We start from the raw sequence: 24,172 nt of genomic DNA, 5'->3' as shown, positions 1-24,172 counted from the left end.
GTCAGCGCTTTTCTGCCGTCCGGAGCACGTACCCCACGCCGCGTTTGGTCTGGATCAGCGCGGGAGCGTCGGGGTCGATGTCCACCTTCCGGCGCAGGTAGGAGATGTAGGACTCCACGATGGAGGCGTCACCGTTGAAGTTGTACTCCCATACATGGTCCAGGATCTGTGACTTGGACAGCACCCGGTTGGGGTTGAGCATAAGGTAGCGGAGCAGTTTGAACTCGGTGGGGGAGAGCTCGATCACGGTCCCGCCGCGGCGCACTTCGTGGGCGTCGTCGTCGAGCTCCAGGTCATCGACGCGGATCACCGCGTCGTCATCCAGCAGCGGCTGCGTGCGGCGCAGCACGGCGCGGATGCGCGCCACCACCTCGTCCAGGCTGAAGGGCTTGGTCACGTAGTCGTCGCCGCCCACCGTGAGGCCGGTGACCTTGTCCTCGGTGTCGTCCTTGGCCGTCAGGAAGAGGACCGGGAAGTGCTTTCCGGAGGCACGCAGACGGCGGGTGACGGTGAACCCGTCCATGTCCGGGAGCATGACGTCCAGAACGGCCAGGTCGGGCGCATGGGCATCGGCGGCGGCCAGCGCGTCCCTGCCGTTCGCGGCCGACACCACGTCAAAGCCGGCAAACCGCAGCGAGGTGGAAAGGAGCTCCCGGATGTTGGGTTCATCGTCAACAACAAGGAGCTTCGCTTCTGGGCCGTTCTTGTTCATGCTCCCATCATGCTCCCCGAGTCTGGGAGTTGTCTGGAAGTTCCTTGGGAGAACTCCAGCCGGGTGCGCAGGGGACAATGCTACTCCGCCCGGTTCCCGGCAGGCCCGCCGTGAGTGAAGGGAGAGGAGTAGCCGCGGTACTGAAGGTGCATCATCATCCCTTCCGCAGCGTGATCCAGGTTGTGGCAGTGGTCCACCCAGATGCCGGGGTTGTTGGCGGTGAGGAGCACTTCCCAGACCTCGCCGGGCAGGACATCGAAGGTATCCAGGACCAGAGGCATGCCTGGCGGCTGTCCGTTCCTGGCCAGCACCTGCACATGGTGTCCGTGGGGGTGCATGGGATGGGGCTCCGAGGTCCTGTTCACGACGGTCAGTTTTACCGTATCGCCTTCCTGCACCACGAGGGGTTCTATTTGCGGAAACGCGGCCCCGTTGACGGTGTAGGCGTAGCGTGGGACGCCGTCAACAAAGCGGAGCTGCCGGTCCAGGACCATGATTGCCGTACGGTTCCAACCCGTTCCGCCGGCCGGCACCTCCTGCCGCCCGGAAGCCTGCCCGGAGGCAGTAAGGAGGTCCAGTTCCGTACCTGAACGGAAATCAGCTGTTGCCGGCGTTGGTGCCTCGCCATAGGCGGCAGGGGGTGTTGCACCATCGGCGTCAGGAACAAGGACGACGGCGGCGCTGGAGCTGCCTTCCGTCCGCAGCGTCACCGGATGATCCGGCACCGTGAACGTGAGGTCCATCCTGCCTCCGGCCGGCAGCCGGAGGATGGTCCCGGAGGCTTCCGCCGCCGGAACGCCAACGCCGGCCGGCAGTTCGGCCCCGTCCACTGCAGCCACTGAATAGCCCGTACCGAGAAGCTGGTACCGCTGGGGGAGCGAGTCGGTGTTGACCAGCCGCAGCCTGGCATCGGTGCCGGCCCTGGCCTCATGGACCTGCACCCCGTCGGAGCTGCCCAGGAGGGTCAGCGACGCCAGAGAATGTCCCGCCACCACCAAATCTGTGGCGGCCCTGGACACCCCGGGGTCCCGGACCACCAGTGTGCCGTACAGTCCTTTGCGCACGCCTTCGGCGGACATCTGGTGGGTGTGGTACCAGTAAGTGCCGGTTTGCCGCGCCTCAAACCGGTAGGTCATTGCCTGCCCCGGCCGCAGGGTGTCCTGGGTGCCGCCCGCCACGCCGTCCATGGCGTTGGGGACGTCGTAGCCGTGCCAGTGCAGCGTCACTCCGGCGGCAACGTCGCGGTTGGCGAGAACGACTTCGATAATGTCCCCAAGCTCCGCTTCCAGCGCCGGGCCGGGGAGTGAACCAAACGTCCAGGCTTCCACCGTCTTTCCACCGGCAGAGGTGAAGGTCTGCTGCCTTGCCGTGAGCTCATAATGCCGTACCGGGGCGTCCTGCGGGAGGTCGCCTGTGAGCTCGGTGACGGGGCGGAGCCCGGGATCTGCGGCTGTGCTGCCGGACGCCCCGCCGCCGGCGATGGGTCCCCCGTGGTGGCCGACGGCGGCTATCATCACTCCCTCGGCGCTGCGGCTGCCGAGCCAGCCCAGCCCGGCGGCGCCCAGCACGGTGCCGAGCATCAGCACCCCCACCGCGGTGGCTGCCCGGGAACGCCGCCGCGCGCCGGCCGGCCCGAAGAGGATCCAGCACATGAGGGCTCCGCAACCAGCCAGGGCAAGGAAGGCGGCGATAGCGGCCGGGTGGGGATCAAAACCCAGAACAACAGGCACCAGCAGCGAGGCAGACGCCCCGACAGCCGCCCAGAGGACAAGGACGGGTGCGGGGAGCCGCAGATACGTCCCGGCCTGGACATCAGGAATCCCCCGCTGGGCAAGGCAACGAAAGCCGGCAATTCCGCCCGCCAGCGCCGGGAGCACCAGCAGGGGAAGTCCGACGACGGCGCGTTCGCTGGCGAAAAGCCATCCCGCGGCCGCAAGCGAGGCTACGGCCGCGACCTTCGACGCTGTAAGGACAAGGGCGGCGACCAGCGACGGGAGTGCCAGGCGCGTACCGGAGACAGGAGCCGCCGTCGGCCGCCGGCTGGTTTCCAGGACAAACCAGGCCGCCGCAGACCAGGCCGCTGCCGTCAGGACCGACAGGACAAGGTCAAGCCCCAGCAGCTGCGAGGCGCCCACGAAGGCCCGGCTTAGACCTGGGCGCTGCTGCCGGCCTCAGCCTTGGCGACGGCCGGCTGGGCAGTGCGCAGGAGGGCGTGGGAACGGAGAAATAGCCAGTAGGACATGAAGATGATCAGCATGCCCGTGACAGGATGGATGCTGGCGACCCAGGAGCCGGCAGGCGTGACATGCTCCTCCGACGAACCGGTCAGCATCCCGCCCACTATGAAGATCAGCAGCTGGACGAGGGACATCACGAAGATTCCGACAGCGAGCCAGATGGTTCGCTTACCTGCCCGCGCAATCGCCGCCAGGATGATGGCCAGGAGTGCCAGGCCCCGCAACACGTATTGTCCGTTCATGGAATGGAACACGGACGCGTCATGCATTTCTTCAACGGTGTTCTGGAAGAACATGTACCCGGCGAAGAACAGCTGCAGTACCGCGGATGCCAGCAGGAGGGCGGACACCCCGAACAGCACTTTCCGCATTGTCAGTCCTTTGATATCAGCAGCGGTGTGAAGGAGCCCAGCGTGCTGCCCGGAGGGCCTCGGCAACATGGTGGCAGTGCCGCTGCGCGGCCACAAGGGTGGAAAACCCCCTAACGGTCCGTAATTCCCCCTACGTCTCCACGCGGTATGACCGAGCTTCACCAGCCAAGCGTCCCGGGTCCTCCCTTGAAAGGTCCCACCACGCGGCTGGTGATCCAGCCGCCGTAGAAGTTGCCGGGCTGGGGAATCACCTGTTCGCCGTCGACTTCGCAGCGGTCCATCCTGCCGGGATACACCGTCACCCGGTCCGCCAGGACCTCATAGCCCGGGGCCGGTTCCGGGTAAAACCAGGCCGCCCCTTCGGCCGCCATGGCACCGCCGCGGACGGTGAGGTACCGCGCGGACCCCTTGAACTCGCAGAAGCTGCTTCCCGGCGCCGGCTCCAGCGCTCCGGGCTGGAAGGCCCGGCGGGGCAGGTAATAGACGGGCGGGTGGCTCGTCTCCAGGACGCGGAGCGAGTCCACGGTGTCAACGATCAGCTCCCCGCCCAGGAAGATCCTGATCCGTTCACTGCTCGGCTCAACGCGCGGCGGGCGCGGGTAGTCCCATACTGATTCCTGGCCGCTATTCTGCTGCCTGCACATCTTTCGCATCCATGATCCGGTAGGCATACCCCTGCTCCGCCAGGAACCGCTGGCGCTTGGCCGCGAAGTCCTGGTCCAGCGTGTCCCGGGACACCAGCGAGTAGAAACGGGCTGCCCTGCCGTCCTTCTTGGGCCGCAGCAGCCTGCCCAGCCGCTGCGCCTCCTCCTGCCGCGAGCCGAACGAGCCGGATACCTGGATGGCCACCGAGGCTTCGGGCAGATCAATGGAAAAGTTGGCCACCTTGGAAACCACCAGCGTTTGGATCTCCCCGGCACGGAACGCATCGAACAGCTTCTGGCGCACCTTCACAGACGTGTCGCCCTTGATGACCGGGGCCTGCAGGCGCTCGCCGAGGTCGTCCAACTGGTCGATGTACTGGCCGATGACCAGCAGCTGCTCACCGGCGTGCCGCGCCACCAGCTGTTCCACCACCTGCGTCTTGGACTCGGACGTGGAGCAGAGCCGGTACTTGTCGGCATCGTCAGCCATGGCGTAGGCCACGCGTTCATCCTTGGGGAGGTCGACCCGGACCTCCACGCAGTCGGCGGGAGCGATGTAGCCCTGGGATTCGATGTCCTTCCAGGGCGCGTCATAGCGCTTGGGCCCGATCAGGCTGAACACCTCGCCCTCGCGGCCGTCCTCGCGGACGAGCGTCGCAGTAAGTCCCAGCCTCCGCCGCGCCTGGAGGTCCGCCGTCATCCGGAAAATCGGCGCGGGCAGCAGATGCACCTCGTCGTAGATGATCAGGCCCCAGTCGTGGCCGTCCACGAGTTCCAAGTGGGGGTACAGGCCGCCCCGCTTCATGGTAAGGACCTGGTAGGTGGCAATCGTGACCGGCCGGACTTCCTTGACCGCTCCCGAATACTCGCCGATCTCGTCCCCGGTCAGGGAGGTGCGCTTTAGCAGCTCGTCCTTCCACTGGCGGGCCGCCACCGTGTTGGTGACCAGGATCAGGGTGGTGGTGGAGCCCGTTGCCATGGCTGCCGCACCCACCAGGGTCTTCCCTGCACCGCAGGGCAGAACCACCACGCCGCTGCCGCCGACCCAGAAGTTGTCACTGGCCATCTGCTGGTAGGGGCGCAGCTTCCAGCCGTCCTCATTGAGCGCGATCAGGTGCGGGGTGCCGTCCACGTACCCGGCCAGGTCCTCCGCCGGCCAGCCGATCTTGAGCAGGAGCTGCTTCAGCTGCCCACGCTGGGAGGCGTGCACCACCACAGTCTCGCCGTCGATCCGCGGCCCGAGCAGGGGCTGGATTTTCTTGGCCCGGATCACTTCCTCGAGGACGGGGTAGTCGTCGGTCCGCATGACCAGCCCGTGCTGGGGGTCCTTCTCCAGGCGGAGCCGCCCGTACCGGGACATGGTTTCTTCGACGTCGATCAGCAGCGAGTGCGGAACCGGGAAGCGCGAGTATTTCAGCAGCGTATCCAGCACCTTCTCCGCGTCGAGCCCGGCGGCGCGGGCGTTCCACAGCCCCAGCGGCGTCAGCCGGTAGCTGTGCATGTGCTCCGGCGCCCGCTCGAGCTCGGCAAATGGCGCGATGGCATGGCGGGCTTCGGTGGCCAGCTCATGGTCCACCTCAAGCAGGATGGTTTTGTCGCTCTGGACGATCAGCGGTCCGTCGTTCACGCAGGATGATCCTTCACTGGTGCAGTTCCTCTGCAGCCTCGATATCGATGATGCGGTGGATGGACAGCACCCGCTCTGTTTCCCTGGCAGGATCGTACACGCGGACACGTCCGCCGCTCACAGATAGCGGAACAACAATTTCAAGGGTTGCATTCCCCATGCTGTCCACAACGTTCATGCTGATCCGCTGCTTGAGCCTGATGGCACGCTGCAGCGCCTCCAGCCCCAGCTGGGTACCCACTTCCCCTGCAAGGTGCGTGGCGCTCCCGTGATGACCAACGGCGGAGCCTCCCTGCCGGAGGACTGCAAGCTGGGCGTCCACTTCCTCCGCCCCGGGCGCCATCCGCGGGGCCGTGTAAACAGGACGCGCGGCGTCCGCCGGCGCAGTTGCCCGCAGCCGGATCACCGGTTCGTCAGTGCCGTCCAGTGAAGGCGAGAGGCCAAGGCTCCGCAATACCTGCGCGGCTTCGCGCGGCGGTGCTGAGGACACCAGGACGGTGGGGGCGATTCTCACCAGGTTCAGAGCGGCTGTCTTTGGCCCGGACAAAAGTTCCTGCAGCGCACCCTCGTCCTCGCTCTGGATGAAGCTTGCTGCTGCCCCCACCCGCAGCCTGCCGTGCCGCAGGGCCGTATCCTCCACCAGGTACTCCAGCGGCTGGGGCACCGCTGTGGCGGAGTGCTCCCGGAGGAACGCCAGGATGCCCGCGGGGTCGTAGCCGTGATCCAAAGCGCGCTTGATGGACCCGGTGGAGAACCGGTAGATGGTGGCCGGCCCCTGCCCCTCGGCATCCGCCATAAGGACCAGTTTCGCCCTCAGCTCCGGGGCAAGGTACCCCGGGGCGACAGCGGTCAGGTCCGCCTGGAGGAGCACGTGGTTCAGGGCTGCGGGAAGGTGTTCGCCCAGGATGGCAAGGGCGGCGTCAGGCTTTTCTTCAGCCAGGGCGGCTCCCAGCTGGCTCAGTGCCCCCGAACCTACGAGGCCAAGCAGTTCGGCTTCGGTCAATACGCCGCGGATCATCGAGCTGAAGCGGCGCGCCATCCTCGGCTGCGCCCACTCCGCACGCTGGAGGACGGCGGCAGCGTCCAGCACCGGGGCTGTACCGTCCGCGAAGCCGGCTTCGTCCGTCAGTTCATGCAGGATCTCCAGGACGCGCCTGCGGACCACAGGAGCGTCCGGCCTCTGTGCTTCCGCTGAAAGGGGCACGACGGTGCTTCCCGAGGCGGAGCGGTGGGATGGCGGGCCGCCGCGGTTTCCGTTGACGGGCTGGCCCACCATGGACGGTACCCGCTCGCTGGCCAGCCAGGCGTTGACCAGCCAGAGCCACTGTTCCTGCCGGGGCAGGACGAGCCATTCCAGCTGCGGAGGCAGGACCCAGGCGGAGGTATCAACGTCCAGCCGGATGAGGCCCGCCAGCGCGGACAGCTCCAGCAGGAGCCCCGCCTGCTGCTGGGTGACGCGCAGCAACTCGGCGAGGCGCCGGGTCTCGCGTACCCCCACCCCGCCGCTGCGCAGCGTGGCCAGCGGTTGTTCACCTACTGCATGGAGCAGTTCGGCAACCAGGCGCAGGGTCTCCGAAATGGCGCTGAGTGCTGCGTTCCTGCGCAGGGCCGCGGTGGTCCGGCCAAGCTCGGGGACTGGGGGTGAGAGGGTGAAGTCGTCGATGATGGCGCCGCCGCGCAGCGCCACGCCCACGCTGTGCGGCAGCTCCACATGGGCCGCATCCAGCGGCACCAGCAGGCCCCGGGCCAGGAGCCAGTCAACCGGTCCGACGTCGGACCCCTCCTTGGCGATGGAGGCTTTCCGTTGTGCCTGGGGAACGGCACCCATGGCCCAGTTCCGGAACCTGGCCAGCAGCGCCGTCGTCCGTTCCGGTGCGCTGGAGAGGATCTCCTGAAGGGCTTCGGGGGAGGATGTCCACTGCTGCAGCGCGAGCGCTGCTTCCATGGGGGTGGTGGCGTCGTGGATGGCGGCGCCGCCGCGCCGCAGTTCCGAGACCAGTTGGACTGCCCGCTGGGCGAACGCAGGTTGGAGACGGACCAGTTCGGTGTAGCTCCTGCCCAGTCCGGCAGGGTAGATTCCCACCACGTCCTTGAGGGAACCGACCGGCAGGTAGTGCCGCTGCCTTGCCGTGGCGGCCGGGGTGCCGTGGGGAGGTTCGGCGCGGTGCACCAGCGCCAGTTCCTGGAGCGAGGCCAGGATCCGGTCGAGGGCTGCCGCTGACGATCCTGGGACCTGCTTGCGGAGACCGGCGGCAGACGCGCTGTGGCCGGTGTCCGTGTTGGTGCACAGATGGAGGGTTTCGAGGACCTGCATCTGGGGCCGGTTAAGCCGCTCCAGGGCGCGCTGAACGCTAAGCCGGGAGCTTGCCCTCGCGGCAAGGGCGGGGAAGTCCGGGACAGTGGGGATGACCAAGTCCGGCCGCGCGGCGAACAGCGCACGCAGCGAATCGTCGCTGCGTGCCTCCAGCTCCTTGCTGAGCGCGCGAATAAGGGACATCAGTCCAACGTTACCGCCGGTCCGGCTTTCCTGCCCGGCGGCGACCGGCAACGCCGTCCAGGACCAGGAAGAGCATCAGGAGGAAAGCCAGGGGCAGGCCGTACAGTGCGGAGTAGGTGATCCATGCAGGGGCGACTGTGCCGGCGAAGGCAAAGGCCATCACAGCGGCCACCGCAAGCAGGGAGAGCACGGCGATGGCTGCGGCCGCGATCATAACGGGCCGCCGGTAACGCGAGGGTGTCATGGACGTAACGCTACAGCTCCATCAACCAGGCCGGGGAACATCGTTTCCGTGGACTCACGGCCAGGGTCGCATAGCGGCGCTGAAAGCGGGATTAGCCCACCGGGCAGGATAACCTTGGAGGACAGACCAACGCGGTCTGGAGCTGCCATACCCTGAACCCGCACAACAAGGCGGATGCGGTGGCGGCCGGCCGCGTCTCATGACAGCAGAACGAAGAAGGTTGATTACGTGCCTACCGGCAAGGTCAAGTGGTATGACAAGGACAAGGGCTTCGGGTTCCTCGCGGGCGAGGACGGCCAGGAGGTGTTCCTGCCGAAATCGTCGCTGCCCGAGGGTGTGACGGAGCTCAAGGCCGGGACCCGGGTTGAGTTCGGGGTGGCTGATGGCCGGAAGGGCGCCCAGGCACTGGGCCTGCGTGTATTGGACAAGACGCCCTCGATCGCCAAAGCCAAGCGACCCAGCGCCAGGGATCTCGCTCCGCTTGTGCAGGACCTGGTGACAGTGCTGGACAACCTGTCGGGGACCCTGTCCAAGGGCAAGTACCCGGAAGGCAACAAGGGCAAAGCCATCGCCGCTGCCTTGCGTAAGGTTGCCGACGAGCTGGACGTTTAGGCACTGATGAACGCGGAAGCTGAACAGCCGGTATCAACCCAGCGGGAACTGCAGATTCCGGCCGCCGGAACCTCCGGCACCGCCGCGGCTGCCAAAGCCGTCTCTGCACGCCGCAAGGGGGTGCCGGTATGGCGTACCGGCAAGCCCGACGCCTTCCTGGCCGCCGCCGTCGACACTGCGCGCACCGCGATTGAAGGTATTACCGCGGCGGCGACCATTGGCCGGCACCTGGCGGCCAAGAGCGAGGGGGACCGCCTGGTGACGCACCTGTTTGAATCCAGGCTGCCCGGCTACGTGGGCTGGCAGTGGTATGCGGTGCTGACACGCAATTCCCGGTCCAAGGTTGTCACCGTCAACGAACTGGGTTTACTGCCCTCCGAGGACTCCATCCTCGCCCCGGAGTGGGTGCCGTGGGCGGAACGCGTTCGTCCGGAGGATGCCCAGCAGCAGGAATCTGAAGGCGCTGAACCGGAGGAAGCGTTGCTGGAAGCCGGGGAAGCGGCTCCGGTGCGGGATGGGGAAGAGGCCGCGCCGGCCGGCGGTGATCCGGACGCTGCGGATTTTGACGCTGACGTTTCCGACGTTGTGGATGGGTCCAGCAGGGACGACGCCGGCGAGGAGTAAGCGCGGAGTCTCCCTGTGCAGGGGAAGCATTTCCTGCCCGGGCTCAACGGAACGGCGCCGCCCGGGCAGGACCCGGGCGGCGCCGTCGTACATTAACTCCTTGGGTTGGACCTTACTTGCGCAGTTCGCCCACGACGTAGTCGATGCTTGCCAGCAGGGCAGAGACATCTGCCGGTTCGATGGCCACGAACGTTGCGATGCGCAGCTGGTTGCGCCCGAGCTTCCGGTACGGCTCGGTGTCCACGATTCCGTTGGCCCGCAGGACCCTGGCCACCCCTGAAGCATCCACGGAGTTGTCGAAGTCGATGGTTGCGATGACGTTGGAACGCTCGTCCGGGCTGGCGACAAACGGCGTGGCGAATTCGGAGGACTCCGCCCAGCTGTAGATACGCCCGGCGGAGTCGGCAGTACGTGCTGAAGCGAAGTCCAGGCCGCCGTTGGCGTTCAGCCACTGCACCTGGGCATCCAGGGTCACCAGCGTGGACAGCGACGGGGTGTTGTACGTCTGGTTGAGCCGTGAGTTGTCGATGGCGGTCTGCAGGTCCAGAAAATCCGGGATCCAGCGATCCGTGGACTTGATCCGGGCCGCGCGTTCCAGGGCGGCGGGGGAGAACAGGCCGAGCCAGAGCCCGCCGTCGGAGGCAAAGTTCTTTTGCGGGGCGAAGTAGTAAACGTCGCTCTCCGCCACGTCCACGTCCAGGCCGCCTGCAGCCGACGTGGCGTCAACCAGCACCAGCGAGCCTTCGTCCGCGCCGGTCACGCGCTTCACGGGAGCGAAAACGCCGGTGGACGTTTCGTTCTGCGGCCAAGCATAAACGTCAACGCCGGCTTCCGCCTGCGGCTCGGGCCGGGTGCCCGGCTCCGACTTAATGATGGAGGACGCTTCCAGGAAAGGTGCCTTGTTGGTGGCGGCCGCGAACTTCGACCCGAACTCGCCGAAGGAGAGGTGCTGCGCCTTCTTCTCCACCAGGCCGAAGCTGGCAACGTCCCAGAAAGCGGTGGAACCGCCGACGCCGAGCACTACCTCATAGCCCGCAGGCGCACGGAAGAACTGGCTCAGGCCTTCACGTACCGATCCCACCAGGTTCTTGACCGGAGCCTGCCGGTGCGAGGTGCCGAGAATGGTTTTCGATACAGCGGACAGGGCATCAATCTGTTCCTGCCGGACCTTTGACGGGCCGGCACCGAACCGCCCGTCCTGGGGCAGGAGGTCGGCGGGAATAGTGATGCTGTTTTCGCTCACAGGTGCTCCAATTTCGGCGTGGACGCGGCAGGGGTCCGGGACGGTTGTTTGCTGGCAGACAGTCGGCGGTGACGGCGACTCGGCCCTCCTCATTCTGCCCGAACAGCTGTTGCGGCGGGAACCGGGGCCGTCATAGTCCAGACATTGAGACGGAGTCCTGTGCCCCCGCCCAACTATTCGGACAAAGTCAAAATAGGCTAAGCTTTCCAACGGACTACGTCGCTCTGAAGGCGATACGGTGGGACAACGCAAGGTACTGCGCTCGAGGAGCTGAGCTGGATGACGGATCTGATCGACACTACGGAGATGTACCTTCGGACCATCCTGGAGCTCGAGGAAGAAAACATCGTCGCCCTCCGCGCGCGGATCGCCGAACGCCTGCGCCACTCGGGGCCCACGGTCTCGCAGACCATCGGCAGGATGGAACGCGATGGCCTGGTTGTTGTTTCCGGCGACCGGCACCTGGAACTGACGGAGGTGGGCCGGAAGCGCGCCACTGAGGTGATGCGCAAGCACCGGCTCGCGGAGCGGCTCCTGGCCGACGTCATTGGGCTGGACTGGGCCTACGTGCACGATGAAGCGTGCCGCTGGGAACATGTCATGTCTGAGCGGGTGGAGCGCCGCATCTACGAGATGCTGGACCACCCCACTCAGTCTCCGTACGGCAATCCCATTCCCGGCCTGGCCGCCCTGGGCGGAGAAGCAACTGCGCCCGCTGCTGACGCAGCCATCAGCCTGCTGGAGGCGATGAAGTCCTACGGGCCGGCGTCCGCGGTCACGGTCAGCCGCCTGGCTGAGCCCATCCAGGTGGAGCCCGAGCTTCTGGTCCAGCTGGATGAGGGCGGCATCCGACCGGGGGCGGCGGTATCCCTCGAACGGGTGGGCGACTACATTTCAGTGCGGGTTCCGGGCATCGAAGGCGCCTTGGAGCTGCCGCCCGAAGTAGCCGCGCACGTGTTCGTGGCAGTCCGCTAGCGGGCCCATATCCGGCCGTCCGCTTACCCCTTGTGGGACCGGTCACGCGAAGATAACGGAATTGTTACTTAGGGACTTAAGGCCCTATAGTTAACGGCAGCGTTGATACATAAGCGTTACCTGATCTGGAGCCGAGCTCTGCCAGCGGATCAGGTGTACGAGTCATTACTGGCAGAGGCGGGGGAACCACAACCGGCAGCGGGGGACTGCCTTGGGGTGAAGTCCGTCAGCAGCAAGCCTCTTCCAGTGAAGGATCCTTCCGGGGATATCTCTGTGCCGAAGCTTGCCTACGGCGGACCGGGTCTTTGAACTCTCTGACCCGAATCCGACAGCTAACTTCGCAGGCTTTTCAGAGAGGAACCCTACTTGACCATGCAGACCCCCAGGGGACGCCGCCGTGCGGCAGTCCCCGGTTCGACGCCGCGTGCTGTCGAAGCCGTCACGATGGAACGCCCCCGCGATCCGCACCGTGATGCGCGCCGCCGTCGAGGTCCTTTCCGTCAGATCACCGAATTCGCGTCAGCCAGCGGAATCGGCCAAAAGGCCGGCATCGCGCTTGCTGCAACAGGCCTCGTGCTGACCGTGACCGTGCCGGCCACCAGCCCTGTCATGGCAGACGAAGCAGCAGGTGTCACCCCGGTTGCAGCCACCGCTGTCACCCCGCAGCCACAAATCACGGCCGAAGCGGCCGCACAGATCGACTTCAGCCGCTCCGCCGTGGTCACCCAGGCAGACCCTGACGGCAAGCTGAAGCAGCTGCTCAGTGCGCAGTCTGCCGGTGCCGTCAGCCGCGCCGCCTCGGTAGGCAGCCTGGGGGCTCCGCTGGCCACCCTTTCCACCGCTTCCCCGTTCGGGTACCGGGTCAGCCCAATCACCGGCGGCTCTGGGGACTTCCACCGCGGCCAGGACTACGTGGCCCAGTGCGGCACCTCGGTTCTGGCTGCCGCCACCGGCACCGTTACCTTCGTGGGCTGGCACCAGTACGGCGGCGGGAACCGGGTGGTAGTGGACCACGGCAACGGCCTGGAGACCACGTACAACCACCTCTCGTCCTTCAGCGTGACCGAGGGGCAAACGGTCTCCCGCGGCGATGTCCTTGCCCTGAGCGGCACCACCGGCGCCTCTACCGGCTGCCACCTGCACTTCGAGGTGCAGGTCAACGGGGAAGTTGTCGATCCCACCGGTTGGCTCTAGTCAAATGATGGCTTGCTATCAAATGACCGTGACCTGCCGTGACCTGAATGTGACATTTCCGGAAAACTGCTGTACCGTCTAACTCGCGTCAACTTTTCCGAAGTTGACGCTCTTGCGCGGATTGCCTAACTCTGCCACCGCTCAAGGTCCGTTCGCATTTCATCGTCTGGCAGGGGCGGGGGAACCAATTTTTGGTCTTGGCTTTGGCGAAGACCTTGGGGTTAAGTCACAAAGCTTCCTGGGGAAGCAGCGTGGCCGGGTGACTCCCATCCGAATCCGACAGCTCACCTCGCAGGCATTGGGAGAGGCTACCTTCGTGTCTTCACGCCATAATTCTGCGCGCCACCGTGCCCACGCGGTTCGTACCAACCCCTTGGATACCGTCTCCAAGGCCGTTAGTGCCAATGCCGGGACAGTAGGTCGCCAGGCTGCCGTTATCGCAGCCGCTTCCGGTCTCATCCTCAGCGTAGGACTGCCCGCCAACGCAACGGACGCCACCGCCGGTATTTCCGCTTCCACCGAGTCCGGGTCTGCACAGTCCGCCCTGGCAGTGACTGCGGCGCCCACTGCCACCGTTTCCTTCGAGCGTCCGGTGGTCAAGACCACCGCAGCTCCCAAGCCTGCACCGGTGCGGGCACAGTCCACCGCCTCCGAAACCCGGGAAGCCTCCACGGCGGCGGCTCCGGCGTCTGCGGCGGACAAACTGGCTGAAACCGCCTCTTCCGCTGCCACTTCCGGGCTGGCCGCCATCGCCTACACCGGCATCGGCAGCCCCTACGTTTGGGGCGGCACCAGCCCCACCAGCGGCTGGGACTGCTCAGGATTCACCCAGTGGGTCTACGCCCAGGCCGGCATCAGCATCCCCCGCGTCAACGCCTGGACTGCCATGACGCCTACCTCCACCCCCCAGCCGGGTGACCTGGTGATGCAGAACGGTGGCGCACACGTGGGCATCTACGTCGGCAACGGCATGATGGTCAGCGCACTCAACCCTTCGCAGGGGACCCTGCTCCACTCGGTAGCCGCCACCGGAAGCTCGGCTTTCTTCACCATCAACAAATAGTTCTTGGACCTTCGGGTCCAGGAGCTTTTTCTTTGCTCCACGCACTTTCCGCTCCACCACATCCCCGTTCGGGACGTGCCGGCGTACCCCCAAGATGCCGGCGCGTCCAAACCCCTGTGTGCCCACACGGCGCTGAGGACAACGAAAGAGAGAACTGATGACTACTCGTGCTACCGCACGGCACCGTGCCGAGGTCACCAAGACCAACTCAATCGCCATCATTGCGAAGGCCGTCGGCGACAACGCCGGTGGCGTAGGACGCCAGGCAGCAGTCATCGCGGCTGCCTCCGGCCTGGTGCTGACCAGCGGCATTGCTGCAAACGCTGCCGACTCCAACGTTCAGCGCGACTCCGCTCCCGCTTCCACACTGGAAGTTGAATCCACTGTCGAGGCACCGATCTCTGCAGCCTCCACCATTGCCATCACATTCGAGAAGCCTGCCGTCACCACCACGCCGGCGCCTGTCATCGAAGAACCCGAGCCTGTTGAGGTCGAGGAAGCCGAACCGGCTCCCGCAGCCGAGCCGGTGGCTGCCCCGAAGGTCACCGCCAAGGTTGCCACCGCTTCGGCTCCGGCTCCGGCTCCGGCCGCAGCTCCTGCCGCTTCCGCCAGCGGCAAGGGTGCAGCCATCCTGTCTGCCGCATACGCCCAGCTCGGCGTTATGCAGGACTGCACCATGCTGGTCACCAACTCCCTGGCAGCAGTGGGCATCAACTTCCACGACTGGCCCGCAGGGTATCTCTCCCTTGGCCGCACGGTGAGCGCTGCGGAGGCCCAGCCCGGCGACCTGATCTACTACGCCGACGGCGGCTCGGGCATGGCCCACATTGCCGTTTACGCAGGCAACGGCCAGGCCGTGCACGGCGGTTACAACGGCAACCAGACCGTCGTCTTCAGCGCCAACGTGGGTTCAGGCCCGGTCTTCATCCGCGTGAACTAGTACACTCCGGCTCCTGCCGAGCTGGATAAACTTTGCGGAAAACCCCTGCCGGGCGGCGGGGGTTTTCCGCTTTAAACCCCGGCAATGGGGGATGCGCGATCGCCTGGTAACGGACGTGCAAAGCTCCGAAGACCCTGTGACAGATCCGACACGGTGGTTTCGCAAATCTGCGATTAGCTGATAGTGCACTTCTTTGTTTACTCTTGTGGTGTCGATCCATAGCCCGGATATGCCGAGGGCAGCCGGCCCTCGTGCCCCTGACGGGTGCGGCCGTGAAGAGGTACGTGCATGCGCACTCTCGTTCTGAATGCTGGATATGAACCGCTGGCGGTGATCACTTTCCGCCGGGCGCTGGTGCTTGTGCTCACGGGCAAGGCCAGTGTGGTTGCGGAAGGCGACGACCCCGTGGTGGGGCCGCAGGAGATTCTGGGCCGCCCGTCCGTGATCCTGCTGAACCGCTACATCCGTCCCAGATACAACCAGCCCACCGCTGTCAGCCGACGCGGGGTCCTGAGGCGCGATGGCCACAAGTGCGCGTACTGCGGCAAGGCGGCACACACCATCGATCATGTCCACCCGAAGTCCCGGGGCGGCGCAGATTCCTGGGAGAACCTGGTGGCGGCCTGCCTGCGCTGCAACAACGTCAAGGGCGATCACACGCCGGCGGAGATGGGCTGGAAACTGCGGATCGTCCCCGAACCCCCGCATGGAACCATCTGGCAGATCAAGGAACTCGAAAAGCCGACACCGGCCTGGGATCCCTTCCTGTTGCCGGAGCGCGCCGCCTGACCGGATCTGCCGGGCGCTTCCCTGAAGCTCCTGATGGCTAGGCTGGGGGAGTGGAGCAGAACGTTGTGGACTTCGATGCCGTAATTCTGGCCGGCGGCCGGTCTTCCCGGTTGGGCGGTGTTCCAAAGCAGAGCCTGGTGTTCCACGATGCCACCCTCCTGCAACGGGCACTGGCTGCTGCGGCGGGTGCCGGCCGCGCGGTGGTGGTGGGCCCCGAGACCGCAGTGCCGGTGCCGGGCGTGCTTTGGTGCCGGGAGGAGCCGGAGTTCGCCGGCCCGGCAGCGGCCGTCGCCGCGGGACTGGAGACCTTGTCGCAGGATGGGAACGACTCCGACTATACGCTGGTGCTGGCCTGCGACATGCCCAGGGTCCAGGATGCGGTGGTGGTGCTGAAGGCAGCGCTGGCCGCCACTGGTGGAGACGGCGTCATGGCCCGCGCCGAGGACGGACGCCTCCAACCCTTGGCCGGTTTTTACCGCACAGCCATGTTAAAAAGGTCGGCAGCGGAGCTTGCCTCCCGCGGCTCCTTAATCAACGGTTCGGTGCGCTCCCTCCTTGCTAGTCTTGACGTGCAGCCTGTCACCGTGCCCGCCGGTTCCACAGCAGACGTGGACACCTGGGACGATGCCGCCGCACTAGGGATTGCCGCCGGACGCCAGGACCAGGACCGGCGGAGCCGGAGTCGATTTGGGAGGCAAGTTCATGAAAAGCCAGGATGAAACACTGGACGAGTGGTGCAGGTCCCTGCTGCAGGCCTATGAACTCGAAGATGTCCAGGTGGACGTCAACGCCGTACTTGCCCTGGCCGGCGTGGCCGCCCACTCAGTGGTCCGTCCTGCTGCACCGTTGACCACCTTCATTGCCGGGTATGCCGCCGGCCTGGCCTCCGGTTCAGGCCAGGCCACCAATACTGCTTCGATGGCGTCCGCGCTGGCAGTGGCCCGCTCCCTGGCCGCCGACTACGACGACGAAGCCGCCGGGACCCCCGGCGAATGACGACGGAAGCACAGGACGAACCAAGCCCTCCCGAAACCGGGCCGCCGCGGCACCTGGCGCACACCTGGGAAGAAGCACGCCAGGCCGCCTTCGATGCCGCTACGCCAATTCCTGCCGGCCCTGTCGCCCTGGAACTGGCGCTCGGGCGCAGGCTGGACCGCGACATTGTTGCGCTGCACGACATGCCCCACTATGCGTCGTCGGCCATGGACGGCTGGGCAGTCAACGGCACCGGGCCATGGATCCCGGTGGAGCCAGGCACCCCGCTGGCCCCGCACCAGGCAAGTCCCATCGTCACGGGCGGCCTCATCCCTCCCGGCGGCAAATCCGTACTCCGCAGTGAAAGCGCGGTTCTGGGCGAGGACGAGGAGGGACTGCCCATCCTCATGACCGGTGGAACGGCGCGCCCAGGTGAGCCCCGCACCGGCCAGCACGTGAGGAAAGCAGGGGAAGAAGCCCTCGAAGGGGACGTCCTGGTCACAGCCGGTGTAGTGCTGAACCCCGCACACCTGGCACTGGCTGCCCTCGCCGGGTACGACGAACTCGTGGTCCAGGGAAGACCGCTGGTGCGGCTCTTGCTGACCGGTTCCGAGGTTGTGGAGCATGGGGTCCCGCTTCCCGGACAGGTGCGTGACACGTTCGGCCCGCAACTGCCGGCAGTGGTGGAAATGCTCGGCGGGATCGCCGGCGGTCAACAAAGGATCGGCGACTCCTATGCGGACTGGCTCGCCGGGCTTGAGGACGTGGTACCTGAGGCGCCGGGCGCACCGGACCTGCCCGCCGACGTCGTCATCACCACTGGCGGAACGGGACGGTCCCGCACGGACCATCTCCGGCGGGCAGTGGCCGAACTGGGTGGCCGGCTCATCATCGACGGCGTGGCGATGCGTCCCGGGCATCAGGCTGTCCTGGCGGAACTCCCTGACGGCCGGTTCGTCCTGGGGCTGCCGGGCAATCCGCTGGCTGTGATGATCACCCTCTCCACCATCGGCGCTCCGCTGCTGGCGGCCTTGGGGCATGCTGCCCTTCCGGCAGTGCAGGAGGTTCCCTGCGGAACGGTCCTTGAACCCGAACCGGGACCTACGCGCCTGATGCCCTTCCGCCTGCTCTACGGGATGGCCTCCCCGGCGCAGCACACAGGCCCTGGCATGATGCGCGGGCTGGCTGCGGCCGACGGCGTCATGGTGGTTCCCCCGCACGGGGTCCAGTTGGGGGAGCTGGTGCCTGCCTTCGCACTGCCCTGGGGGCCGCCCATTCCGCCGCTGCCCGACCCCTCCGCCAAGGCCAAGCCACGCAGCGGCGGGCGGACCGAGAGGACCACGGCCAAGCCCGCGGCATCCGGACCGGTCGACTGGAGTGCGCTCCTTGGCTGAGGTGATCCGGCACCATGTGCTGGTGTCACCCCGGCCCGGTTGCGATGATGGAGGGATGAAGAGGGAGAGTGTGGCATGGGACGCGTAACGCAGCGCCGCAAGGTGCATAAGTATGTGTTGGATGGTTCGCCGAACGCCCTCGAGTTCCCCGTCAGGTACCGCGAGGATGTGCTGGCGGTGGAGGAGCCGCTGGAGATCAGGCTGGGCAACCTGTCCTACTCGGTCACCATGCGTACGCCCGGTGACGACTTCGACCTGGTGGCGGGGTTCCTGGTGGGCGAGGGCGTGATCTGGAACTCCGAACAGCTCGTCTCGCTGCGGTTCTGTGCGGGAGAAGACGAAAACGGAGTGCAGACCTTCAACGTGGTCGAGGCGCAGTTGCGGCCGGATGTGGAGATTCCCTCCATCGGCCGGAACGTTTACACGTCCAGCTCGTGCGGGATTTGCGGCACGGACTCCATCGAGGCCGTCCGGAAATCCTCCCGCTACAGTCCTGCTGCGGATCCCTTGACCGTATCGGCGGAGGTATTGGCGTCGCTCCCGGACATCCTGCGACAGTCGCAGCGGCTCTTTGAGGATACCGGTGGGGTGCATGCTGCCGGACTGTTCAAGGTTGATGACGACGGCGGGGCTCAGCTTCTGTGCCTCCGTGAGGATGTGGGCCGGCACAATGCAGTGGACAAGGTGGTGGGGTGGGCCCTGCGGGAGGGATTGCTGCCGCTGAGCGGCACGGTCCTCCAGGTTTCGGGCCGGGCGTCCTTTGAGCTCGTGCAAAAAGCCGCGCTGGCCGGAGTTCCGGTCCTCGCCGCAGTGAGCGCGCCGTCGAGCCTTGCCGTTGAACTGGCGGAGGCCAGCGGCCTTACCCTCGCCGGTTTCAGCCGGCGGACCAGCCTTAACGTTTATGCCGGGGACGCGAGGATCACGCGGCCGGAGGCGGCAGCCCCGCCGTCGTAAGAGTTGGCCCTGGGGCTCCTGTACCGCGGAAAACAGCAGGCGATACGGTTGTGGAAAAGGTTGGTAAAAGGGCTACCAGCCGGTAGATTATCCATCGAATGGACACCCTGATCCAGTCCCAAGCGCTAAAGAGGGCCAACATTGCATGACGACCGCCGGGTCACGGAAGTCCGCCTGCAGAGGTTTGTGCGCGAGCGCATTAACCCTGCCCTGTACAGCCGCAGCCTTCCGCTGACGCTGAGCAGCTGGAAGGTGCCGGATGAGCCTGTTCCCGCGCTGGAGGCGATGCGGCAGAAGTTCCAGCCGCAGGAGCAGGGCGCTTTGTGGGGAAAGCCCTGGGGTACCAAGTGGCTCCGGCTGCAGGGCGAGGTCCCGGAATCGTGGGGCACGGAAGCGGACACCACGGTGGAGATACTGGTGGACCTTGGTTTCACCACCGAGATTCCCGGCTTCCAGTGCGAGGGCATGGCCTGGCGTCCGGACGGCACCACCATCAAGGCGATATCGCCGCGGAACCAGTACATCCCGTTGAAACTGCTGGGCAGCGGGATGGCGGTGGACTTCTACGTGGAGGCTGCCGCTAATCCGGACGTGGCGCAGGGCTGGACCTTCGCGCCCACTCCCTATGGCGACAAGGCGACGGCTGGAACAGCGCCGCAGTACAGGCTCGGAACCATCGCCATCGCTGAACTGAACCAAAACGTTTGGGAACTCCAGCAGGACATTCGGACGCTGGCCGGGCTGATGGCCGAGCTGCCGGTGGAGCTGCCCCGGCGGCACGAGATCCTCCGGGCCCTTGAACGCATGATGGACCTCATGGACCCTGACGATGTTGTGGGGACCGCCGCGGTGGGGCGTGAAGCCCTGGCCGCAGTATTGGCGCGGCCCGCCTACGCGTCGGCCCATCAGCTCGTTGCCACCGGGCACGCCCACATCGACTCAGCCTGGCTCTGGCCGGTCCGGGAGACCATCCGCAAATGCGCCAGGACGTTCTCCAATGTGGTGGCGCTGATGGATGAGAATCCCGGCTTCGTGTTCTCCTGCTCTTCAGCCCAGCAGTTCGCCTGGATCAAGGAGTTCTACCCGGAGCTCTTCAGCCGCATCCGGGAGAAGGTCCGGACGGGGCAGTTTGTGCCGGTGGGCGGAATGTGGGTGGAATCAGATACCAACATGCCCGGTGGGGAAGCGATGGCACGGCAGTTCGTGGAGGGCAAAGGGTTTTTCCTGTCGGAGTTCGGCGTCGATTGCCGGGAGGCGTGGCTGCCGGACTCGTTTGGTTACTCAGCCGCGTTGCCGCAGATCGTCAAGTCTGCCGGCAGCCGATGGTTCCTGACCCAAAAAATCTCCTGGAACCAGACCAACCGGATGCCGCACCACACGTTTAACTGGGAAGGGATCGACGGCACCCGCATCTTCACCCATTTCCCGCCCATTGACACCTACAACTCGGAGTTGAGCGGCCGCGAGCTGGCCCACGCCGAGCGGAACTACCGTGACCACGGCCGCGGAACCGTGTCCCTGGTGCCCTTCGGCTATGGCGATGGCGGCGGCGGGCCAACGCGGGAAATGCTTGCAGCGGCGTCACGCGCCGCTGACCTGGAAGGCTCCCCGAAAGTGCGGGTCGGCTCTGCGGAAAGCTTTTTCGCCCAGGCCGAGGATGATTACCCGGTCCTGCCGGTGTGGGTGGGCGAGATGTACCTTGAGCTGCACCGAGGCACCTACACCAGCCAGGCCAGGACCAAGAAGGGCAACCGGCGCAGCGAGCACCTGCTGCGGGAGGCGGAGTTGTGGTGCGCCACCGCCTCAATCCGGACGGGAGGCGCTTTCGCCTACCCTGCCGCCGAGCTGAAGCGGCTGTGGCGGCTGGTCCTGCTGCAGCAGTTCCACGACATCCTTCCCGGCAGCTCCATCGCCTGGGTGCACCGGGATGCCGAGCGCAACTACCAGGCCATCAGTGAAGGCCTTGAGGACATTATTGCGCAGGCGGCAGCTGCGGTACTGGGCAGCGGGGACCGGACCTTCCTGCTGAACGCGGCACCCCACGCCAGGGACGGCGTGCCAGCCCTGGCCGCCGGCGAACCTGCCTCACCGGCAGAACCGGCAGGCCTTGCACAACCGGCCACTGCGGCCGCTCGCCACGGCGGCTATGTCCTGGACAACGGCGTGATCCGGGCAGTCCTGGACGCTGATGGGCTTCTTGCTTCGCTGGTGGACCACGTTAGCGGCCGGGAAGCCATGGCTCCCGGCCAGCGGGGCAATTTGCTTGAGCTGCACCGCGATACCCCGAACGAATGGGACGCTTGGGACATCGATGAGTTCTACCGGCGAAACGTCACTCCACTGACCGGGGCAACCTCCCTTCGCCTAACAGGTGAAGGTGCAGAGGCGGCTGTGGTGGTGGAGCGGTTTGTGGGCAGTTCGGCCGTCAGGCAGCGCATCAGCCTTGCCCCTGGCAGCCCGTCGCTGGCCATTACCACCTCTGTGGACTGGCAGGAGCGGGAAAAGCTGCTGAAGCTCGGCTTTCCCCTGGATGTCAGGGCTGACAGGTCGGCCGCGGAGACCCAGTTCGGGCACGTTTTCAGGCCCACGCACACCAACACCTCATGGGAAACGGCGAAGTTCGAGGTATGTGCACACCGGTGGATCCATGTAGGTGAGCCTGGCTACGGCGTGGCGATTTCCAACTCTTCCACCTACGGTCACGATGTCATGCGCAGCATCAGGGATGCCGACGGCGGCACCACCACCACCGTGCGCCTGTCACTGTTGCGCGCCCCCAAGTTTCCGGACCCGGATGCGGACCGCGGGTTGCACGAGCTGACGGTGACCATTCGTCCCGGTGCAGCTATCGCCGATGCAGTGGAGGAGGGCTACCGAACCAATCTTGCTCCCCGGCTGGTCCGCGGGGGTTCCCCGGTGGAACCGCTCTTCTCCGTCAGCCACCCTGCACTGGTCATTGAAGCGGTGAAGCTGGCAGAGGATGGATCCGGAGACGTGATCGTGCGGCTGTACGAATCACTGGGCCAGCGCTCCGCGGGCCGGCTCACCGCGAACTTCCCGGTCCGGGAAGCGGTTCCCGTTGACCTGCTGGAGCGCCCCGTCCAGGCTTCGGGTGTTGAAGTCGGCGCAGATTGTGCAGAGCTGCGGTTGCGGCCATTCCAGCTCGTTACGTTGAGGTTTGTCCGGAGGTAGCGGCTGACCCAGCCCGCCGGGAGTCCGGGGCAACCTGGAGCGGCGGTCCGAATGATGCAGGCCTTAAATAGGCTGAGTGGGGGCGGTCCCCAACGGCCGCCACCACTCATCCCCCCAATGCGTGCGAAGGCCCCCGGAGCGGCGGATAACGTTCAAGAATTTATCCCCGTTCGAAAACGTCCTGAGCTCCACCTTCACACATTCATGATTGTTTCACATTCTAATGATTTTGTGAAAGCCGGTCAGGTTACTTTTCGGTATATGTCCTGTGAGTGGAGATTCTTTTCCCGCTGCGCACCCTTGCTGCCCAAATCACCGCCAGGCCAACGACGAAACAGAGCACTGCCGTGTAGTTGATGATGAATTCGAGCGCGCCCAGCGCGGGCGGGATCAACGGAAAAGTCAAGGTCAGGCCTGTGGCTACGGCGCCAAGGGCCAGAACTCCGGCAGCGATCCGGATCAGGACAGGCAACCGGCTGGGCACGGCGCGGACCATGGCGGGCAGCAGAACGAGTGTGATGTAGGCAGGGTAGGCGCGGCCTGCCGCACCGTAATACTCCAGCAAGGCGGAGTTCCAAGGGTCAGTGCCCACAACGCCTGTTAGTCCCGCAGACGATCCCGTTGTATCCATCATGAGGAACAGCGCCACCATCACGAGGGAGACGACCAGGAGCACCACCATGCCCGCCTTGCCGGTGATAAGCCGGAGGGCGCCCCCGGCCCCGAAACCCCGGCTGACGCGGATCCCCACGAAGTAAATAGCCGCGAAGATCACGAAGCGCAGCAGGAGGTTGGCCAGGTTGATCCCGCCCAGCGCCCGGTCTATAGCGACATAGGGGCCCTGGATACTCAGCAGGATAGCGAGGGTCATGAGGGCAAAGATGTAGAACAGCGACCTGTTCTCCCCGCGGATGGCACTGGGCACCCGGGCTGCGGCGATCAGGCCACAGATGGCCAGCGTTGACCACTGAAGTATTTCGATCATCCCAGGTTCTCCCAAATCTTTTCTGTTTGTGCTTGGTCCTGCTCCTGGCGCCGCAGCACCTTGCCCAGTGCCTGCAGTCTGTCGCCGGCCAGGGTTGTGAGGTCGCCGTCGGACAGGCTGTCCAGGGCGCCCTGCCGGGCTCCGGGCGGCCAGCCTGCTTCTTCCTCGGTGATCAGGCCGGTAGCCACCAGGCCGCCAGTCGGTCCAACGCCCGCTGCATGCGAGGTGGCGATGGCAAGTTCCGGTGACAGCCGGTTGGCCGTCAACTGGGCAGAGTAGTTTTGGGCTGCGATGCCGGTGGCTGCGGAGACGCGGTGCCGCACCTCGCCGTCGTCGATCGCATCAACCCAGTTCTTCACGGAGGTGGCATGCGGGGCCGGCGACAGCGGCGGCGGGCTTTTTCCGCCGGCGGCTGGATCCATGGCAGGACGCGCCAGCACTGCACGCAGGAGGTCTGCAGTGGATATTTGGCTCACCAGTTCATTGCGGGTGGGCGAAGGCAGGGGGCCGGCCAGGGACCGGTATGGCTCGAAGGTGGCCAAGGCCGCAACCGGGTTGATGTTGTAGGCGCGGCTGATGCTGACCACCGTGCTGACGGCAACCTTCCCGCGTACCAGCTGCTGGGCGAGAGTGGTCCTTTTGATTCCGGAGACCCTGCAGACATCTGCCGTGCTGGCGTCCGGCGCAATTCCTTGCAGCCAGCGCTGGAACGCCTTGGCGGGGAGGGTCATTGAGGGCTCTCTGCAGAACGGGTGATGTGATGATTTTATCCTGCCTTTTCCTGACCGGTTTTGCGCGCGCTGCCGTTTCGACTATGCTTGATGGTCGAGCCCGTTGGTCCGTACACCCCCCAAGTCCGGACCAGCGGGTTCTTTCATGTCCGGCGGCACGGACGCCCTT

At 65.8% G+C, this 24,172-nt stretch carries 22 protein-coding genes and 2 riboswitches; of the genes, 12 read left to right on the top strand and 10 right to left on the bottom strand.

Annotation, left to right across the window (positions count from 1 at the left end):
- Position 1: 1 nt before the first annotated feature.
- From FDW84_RS13970 to FDW84_RS13940, 7 genes are all read right to left on the bottom strand, one after another.
- On the bottom strand, positions 2–712 hold the full coding sequence (locus FDW84_RS13970) for a response regulator transcription factor (RefSeq protein ID WP_013599958.1): 711 nt from the start codon (positions 710–712) through the stop codon (positions 2–4).
- 80 nt (positions 713–792) lie between these two features.
- Positions 793–2,847: a multicopper oxidase family protein gene (locus FDW84_RS13965; protein WP_138610123.1), complete on the bottom strand. Its 2,055-nt coding sequence runs from the start codon at positions 2,845–2,847 to the stop codon at positions 793–795.
- An 11-nt stretch (positions 2,848–2,858) separates the two neighbouring features.
- The gene (locus tag FDW84_RS13960) at positions 2,859–3,320 is read right to left on the bottom strand and encodes a hypothetical protein (protein WP_205754746.1); all 462 of its coding nucleotides are present in this window, start codon (positions 3,318–3,320) and stop codon (positions 2,859–2,861) included.
- A 158-nt stretch (positions 3,321–3,478) separates the two neighbouring features.
- Positions 3,479–3,964, bottom strand: coding sequence for a DUF427 domain-containing protein (locus FDW84_RS13955; RefSeq protein WP_240721521.1), 486 nt, complete (start codon positions 3,962–3,964; stop codon positions 3,479–3,481).
- A complete protein-coding gene (locus tag FDW84_RS13950) occupies positions 3,945–5,591 on the bottom strand; it encodes a DNA repair helicase XPB (RefSeq protein ID WP_138610121.1) in 1,647 nt (548 codons plus the stop codon). Before FDW84_RS13950 ends, FDW84_RS13955 begins: the two co-directional genes overlap by 20 nt.
- A gap of 13 nt (positions 5,592–5,604) precedes the next feature.
- The gene (locus FDW84_RS13945) at positions 5,605–8,088 is read right to left on the bottom strand and encodes a helicase-associated domain-containing protein (protein ID WP_138610120.1); all 2,484 of its coding nucleotides are present in this window, start codon (positions 8,086–8,088) and stop codon (positions 5,605–5,607) included.
- A 10-nt stretch (positions 8,089–8,098) separates the two neighbouring features.
- Complete coding sequence (locus tag FDW84_RS13940) at positions 8,099–8,332, bottom strand: hypothetical protein (RefSeq protein WP_138134352.1); 234 nt, start codon at positions 8,330–8,332, stop codon at positions 8,099–8,101.
- A gap of 228 nt (positions 8,333–8,560) precedes the next feature.
- Between FDW84_RS13940 and FDW84_RS13935 the strand changes: the two genes are divergently transcribed.
- Positions 8,561–8,944, top strand: coding sequence for a cold-shock protein (locus FDW84_RS13935; RefSeq protein WP_050056250.1), 384 nt, complete (start codon positions 8,561–8,563; stop codon positions 8,942–8,944).
- 6 nt (positions 8,945–8,950) lie between these two features.
- The gene (locus FDW84_RS13930; RefSeq protein WP_138610119.1) at positions 8,951–9,568 is read left to right on the top strand and encodes a DUF3027 domain-containing protein; all 618 of its coding nucleotides are present in this window, start codon (positions 8,951–8,953) and stop codon (positions 9,566–9,568) included.
- Between the two features lie 112 nt (positions 9,569–9,680).
- Here the strand turns inward: FDW84_RS13930 and serC are convergent, their stop codons facing one another.
- Positions 9,681–10,811 (bottom strand): phosphoserine transaminase, encoded by a 1,131-nt coding sequence (serC, locus tag FDW84_RS13925; RefSeq protein WP_138610118.1) that lies wholly within the window; start codon positions 10,809–10,811, stop codon positions 9,681–9,683.
- Positions 10,812–11,090: 279 nt separating this feature from the next.
- On the opposite strand from serC, the gene FDW84_RS13920 reads away from it, so the two are divergent.
- The 10 genes from FDW84_RS13920 to FDW84_RS13880 all read left to right on the top strand — a co-directional run bounded on the left by FDW84_RS13920 (position 11,091) and on the right by FDW84_RS13880 (position 22,287).
- Positions 11,091–11,786, top strand: a complete 696-nt coding sequence (locus tag FDW84_RS13920; protein WP_138610117.1) for an iron-dependent transcriptional repressor DtxR — start codon at positions 11,091–11,093, stop codon at positions 11,784–11,786.
- 119 nt (positions 11,787–11,905) lie between these two features.
- A riboswitch (cyclic di-AMP (ydaO/yuaA leader) is annotated at positions 11,906–12,148 on the top strand.
- A gap of 10 nt (positions 12,149–12,158) precedes the next feature.
- Positions 12,159–12,980, top strand: coding sequence for a M23 family metallopeptidase (locus tag FDW84_RS13915; protein WP_138610148.1), 822 nt, complete (start codon positions 12,159–12,161; stop codon positions 12,978–12,980).
- A gap of 113 nt (positions 12,981–13,093) precedes the next feature.
- A riboswitch (cyclic di-AMP (ydaO/yuaA leader) is annotated at positions 13,094–13,292 on the top strand.
- A gap of 61 nt (positions 13,293–13,353) precedes the next feature.
- Complete coding sequence (locus FDW84_RS13910) at positions 13,354–14,043, top strand: C40 family peptidase (RefSeq protein ID WP_138610147.1); 690 nt, start codon at positions 13,354–13,356, stop codon at positions 14,041–14,043.
- Between the two features lie 157 nt (positions 14,044–14,200).
- Positions 14,201–14,983, top strand: coding sequence for an NlpC/P60 family protein (locus FDW84_RS13905; RefSeq protein WP_138610116.1), 783 nt, complete (start codon positions 14,201–14,203; stop codon positions 14,981–14,983).
- A 288-nt stretch (positions 14,984–15,271) separates the two neighbouring features.
- Positions 15,272–15,772, top strand: coding sequence for an HNH endonuclease (locus FDW84_RS13900; RefSeq protein WP_138134358.1), 501 nt, complete (start codon positions 15,272–15,274; stop codon positions 15,770–15,772).
- A gap of 50 nt (positions 15,773–15,822) precedes the next feature.
- The gene (locus FDW84_RS13895; protein WP_240721520.1) at positions 15,823–16,491 is read left to right on the top strand and encodes an NTP transferase domain-containing protein; all 669 of its coding nucleotides are present in this window, start codon (positions 15,823–15,825) and stop codon (positions 16,489–16,491) included.
- Positions 16,475–16,768: a DUF6457 domain-containing protein gene (locus tag FDW84_RS19350; RefSeq protein ID WP_171046783.1), complete on the top strand. Its 294-nt coding sequence runs from the start codon at positions 16,475–16,477 to the stop codon at positions 16,766–16,768. Before FDW84_RS13895 ends, FDW84_RS19350 begins: the two co-directional genes overlap by 17 nt.
- Positions 16,765–18,141 (top strand): molybdopterin molybdotransferase MoeA, encoded by a 1,377-nt coding sequence (locus FDW84_RS13890; RefSeq protein ID WP_138610115.1) that lies wholly within the window; start codon positions 16,765–16,767, stop codon positions 18,139–18,141. The genes FDW84_RS19350 and FDW84_RS13890 overlap by 4 nt, the downstream gene beginning before the upstream one ends.
- Before the next feature lie 75 nt (positions 18,142–18,216).
- Positions 18,217–19,095 (top strand): formate dehydrogenase accessory sulfurtransferase FdhD, encoded by an 879-nt coding sequence (fdhD, locus tag FDW84_RS13885; protein WP_138610114.1) that lies wholly within the window; start codon positions 18,217–18,219, stop codon positions 19,093–19,095.
- A 141-nt stretch (positions 19,096–19,236) separates the two neighbouring features.
- Positions 19,237–22,287, top strand: coding sequence for an alpha-mannosidase (locus tag FDW84_RS13880; protein ID WP_138610113.1), 3,051 nt, complete (start codon positions 19,237–19,239; stop codon positions 22,285–22,287).
- A gap of 247 nt (positions 22,288–22,534) precedes the next feature.
- Here FDW84_RS13880 and FDW84_RS13875 read toward each other — a convergent pair whose 3' ends face one another.
- Complete coding sequence (locus FDW84_RS13875; RefSeq protein ID WP_138610112.1) at positions 22,535–23,272, bottom strand: hypothetical protein; 738 nt, start codon at positions 23,270–23,272, stop codon at positions 22,535–22,537.
- On the bottom strand, positions 23,269–24,003 hold the full coding sequence (locus FDW84_RS13870; RefSeq protein ID WP_138610111.1) for a hypothetical protein: 735 nt from the start codon (positions 24,001–24,003) through the stop codon (positions 23,269–23,271). Before FDW84_RS13870 ends, FDW84_RS13875 begins: the two co-directional genes overlap by 4 nt.
- Between the last annotated feature and the right edge of the window lie 169 nt (positions 24,004–24,172).

Origin of the sequence: Pseudarthrobacter sp. NamE5, from assembly GCF_005796225.1 — a bacterium.
GTDB lineage: Bacteria > Actinomycetota > Actinomycetes > Actinomycetales > Micrococcaceae > Arthrobacter.
Note: the sequence above shows the minus strand (reverse complement) of the source record. Positions and strands in the feature narration are given on the sequence as shown.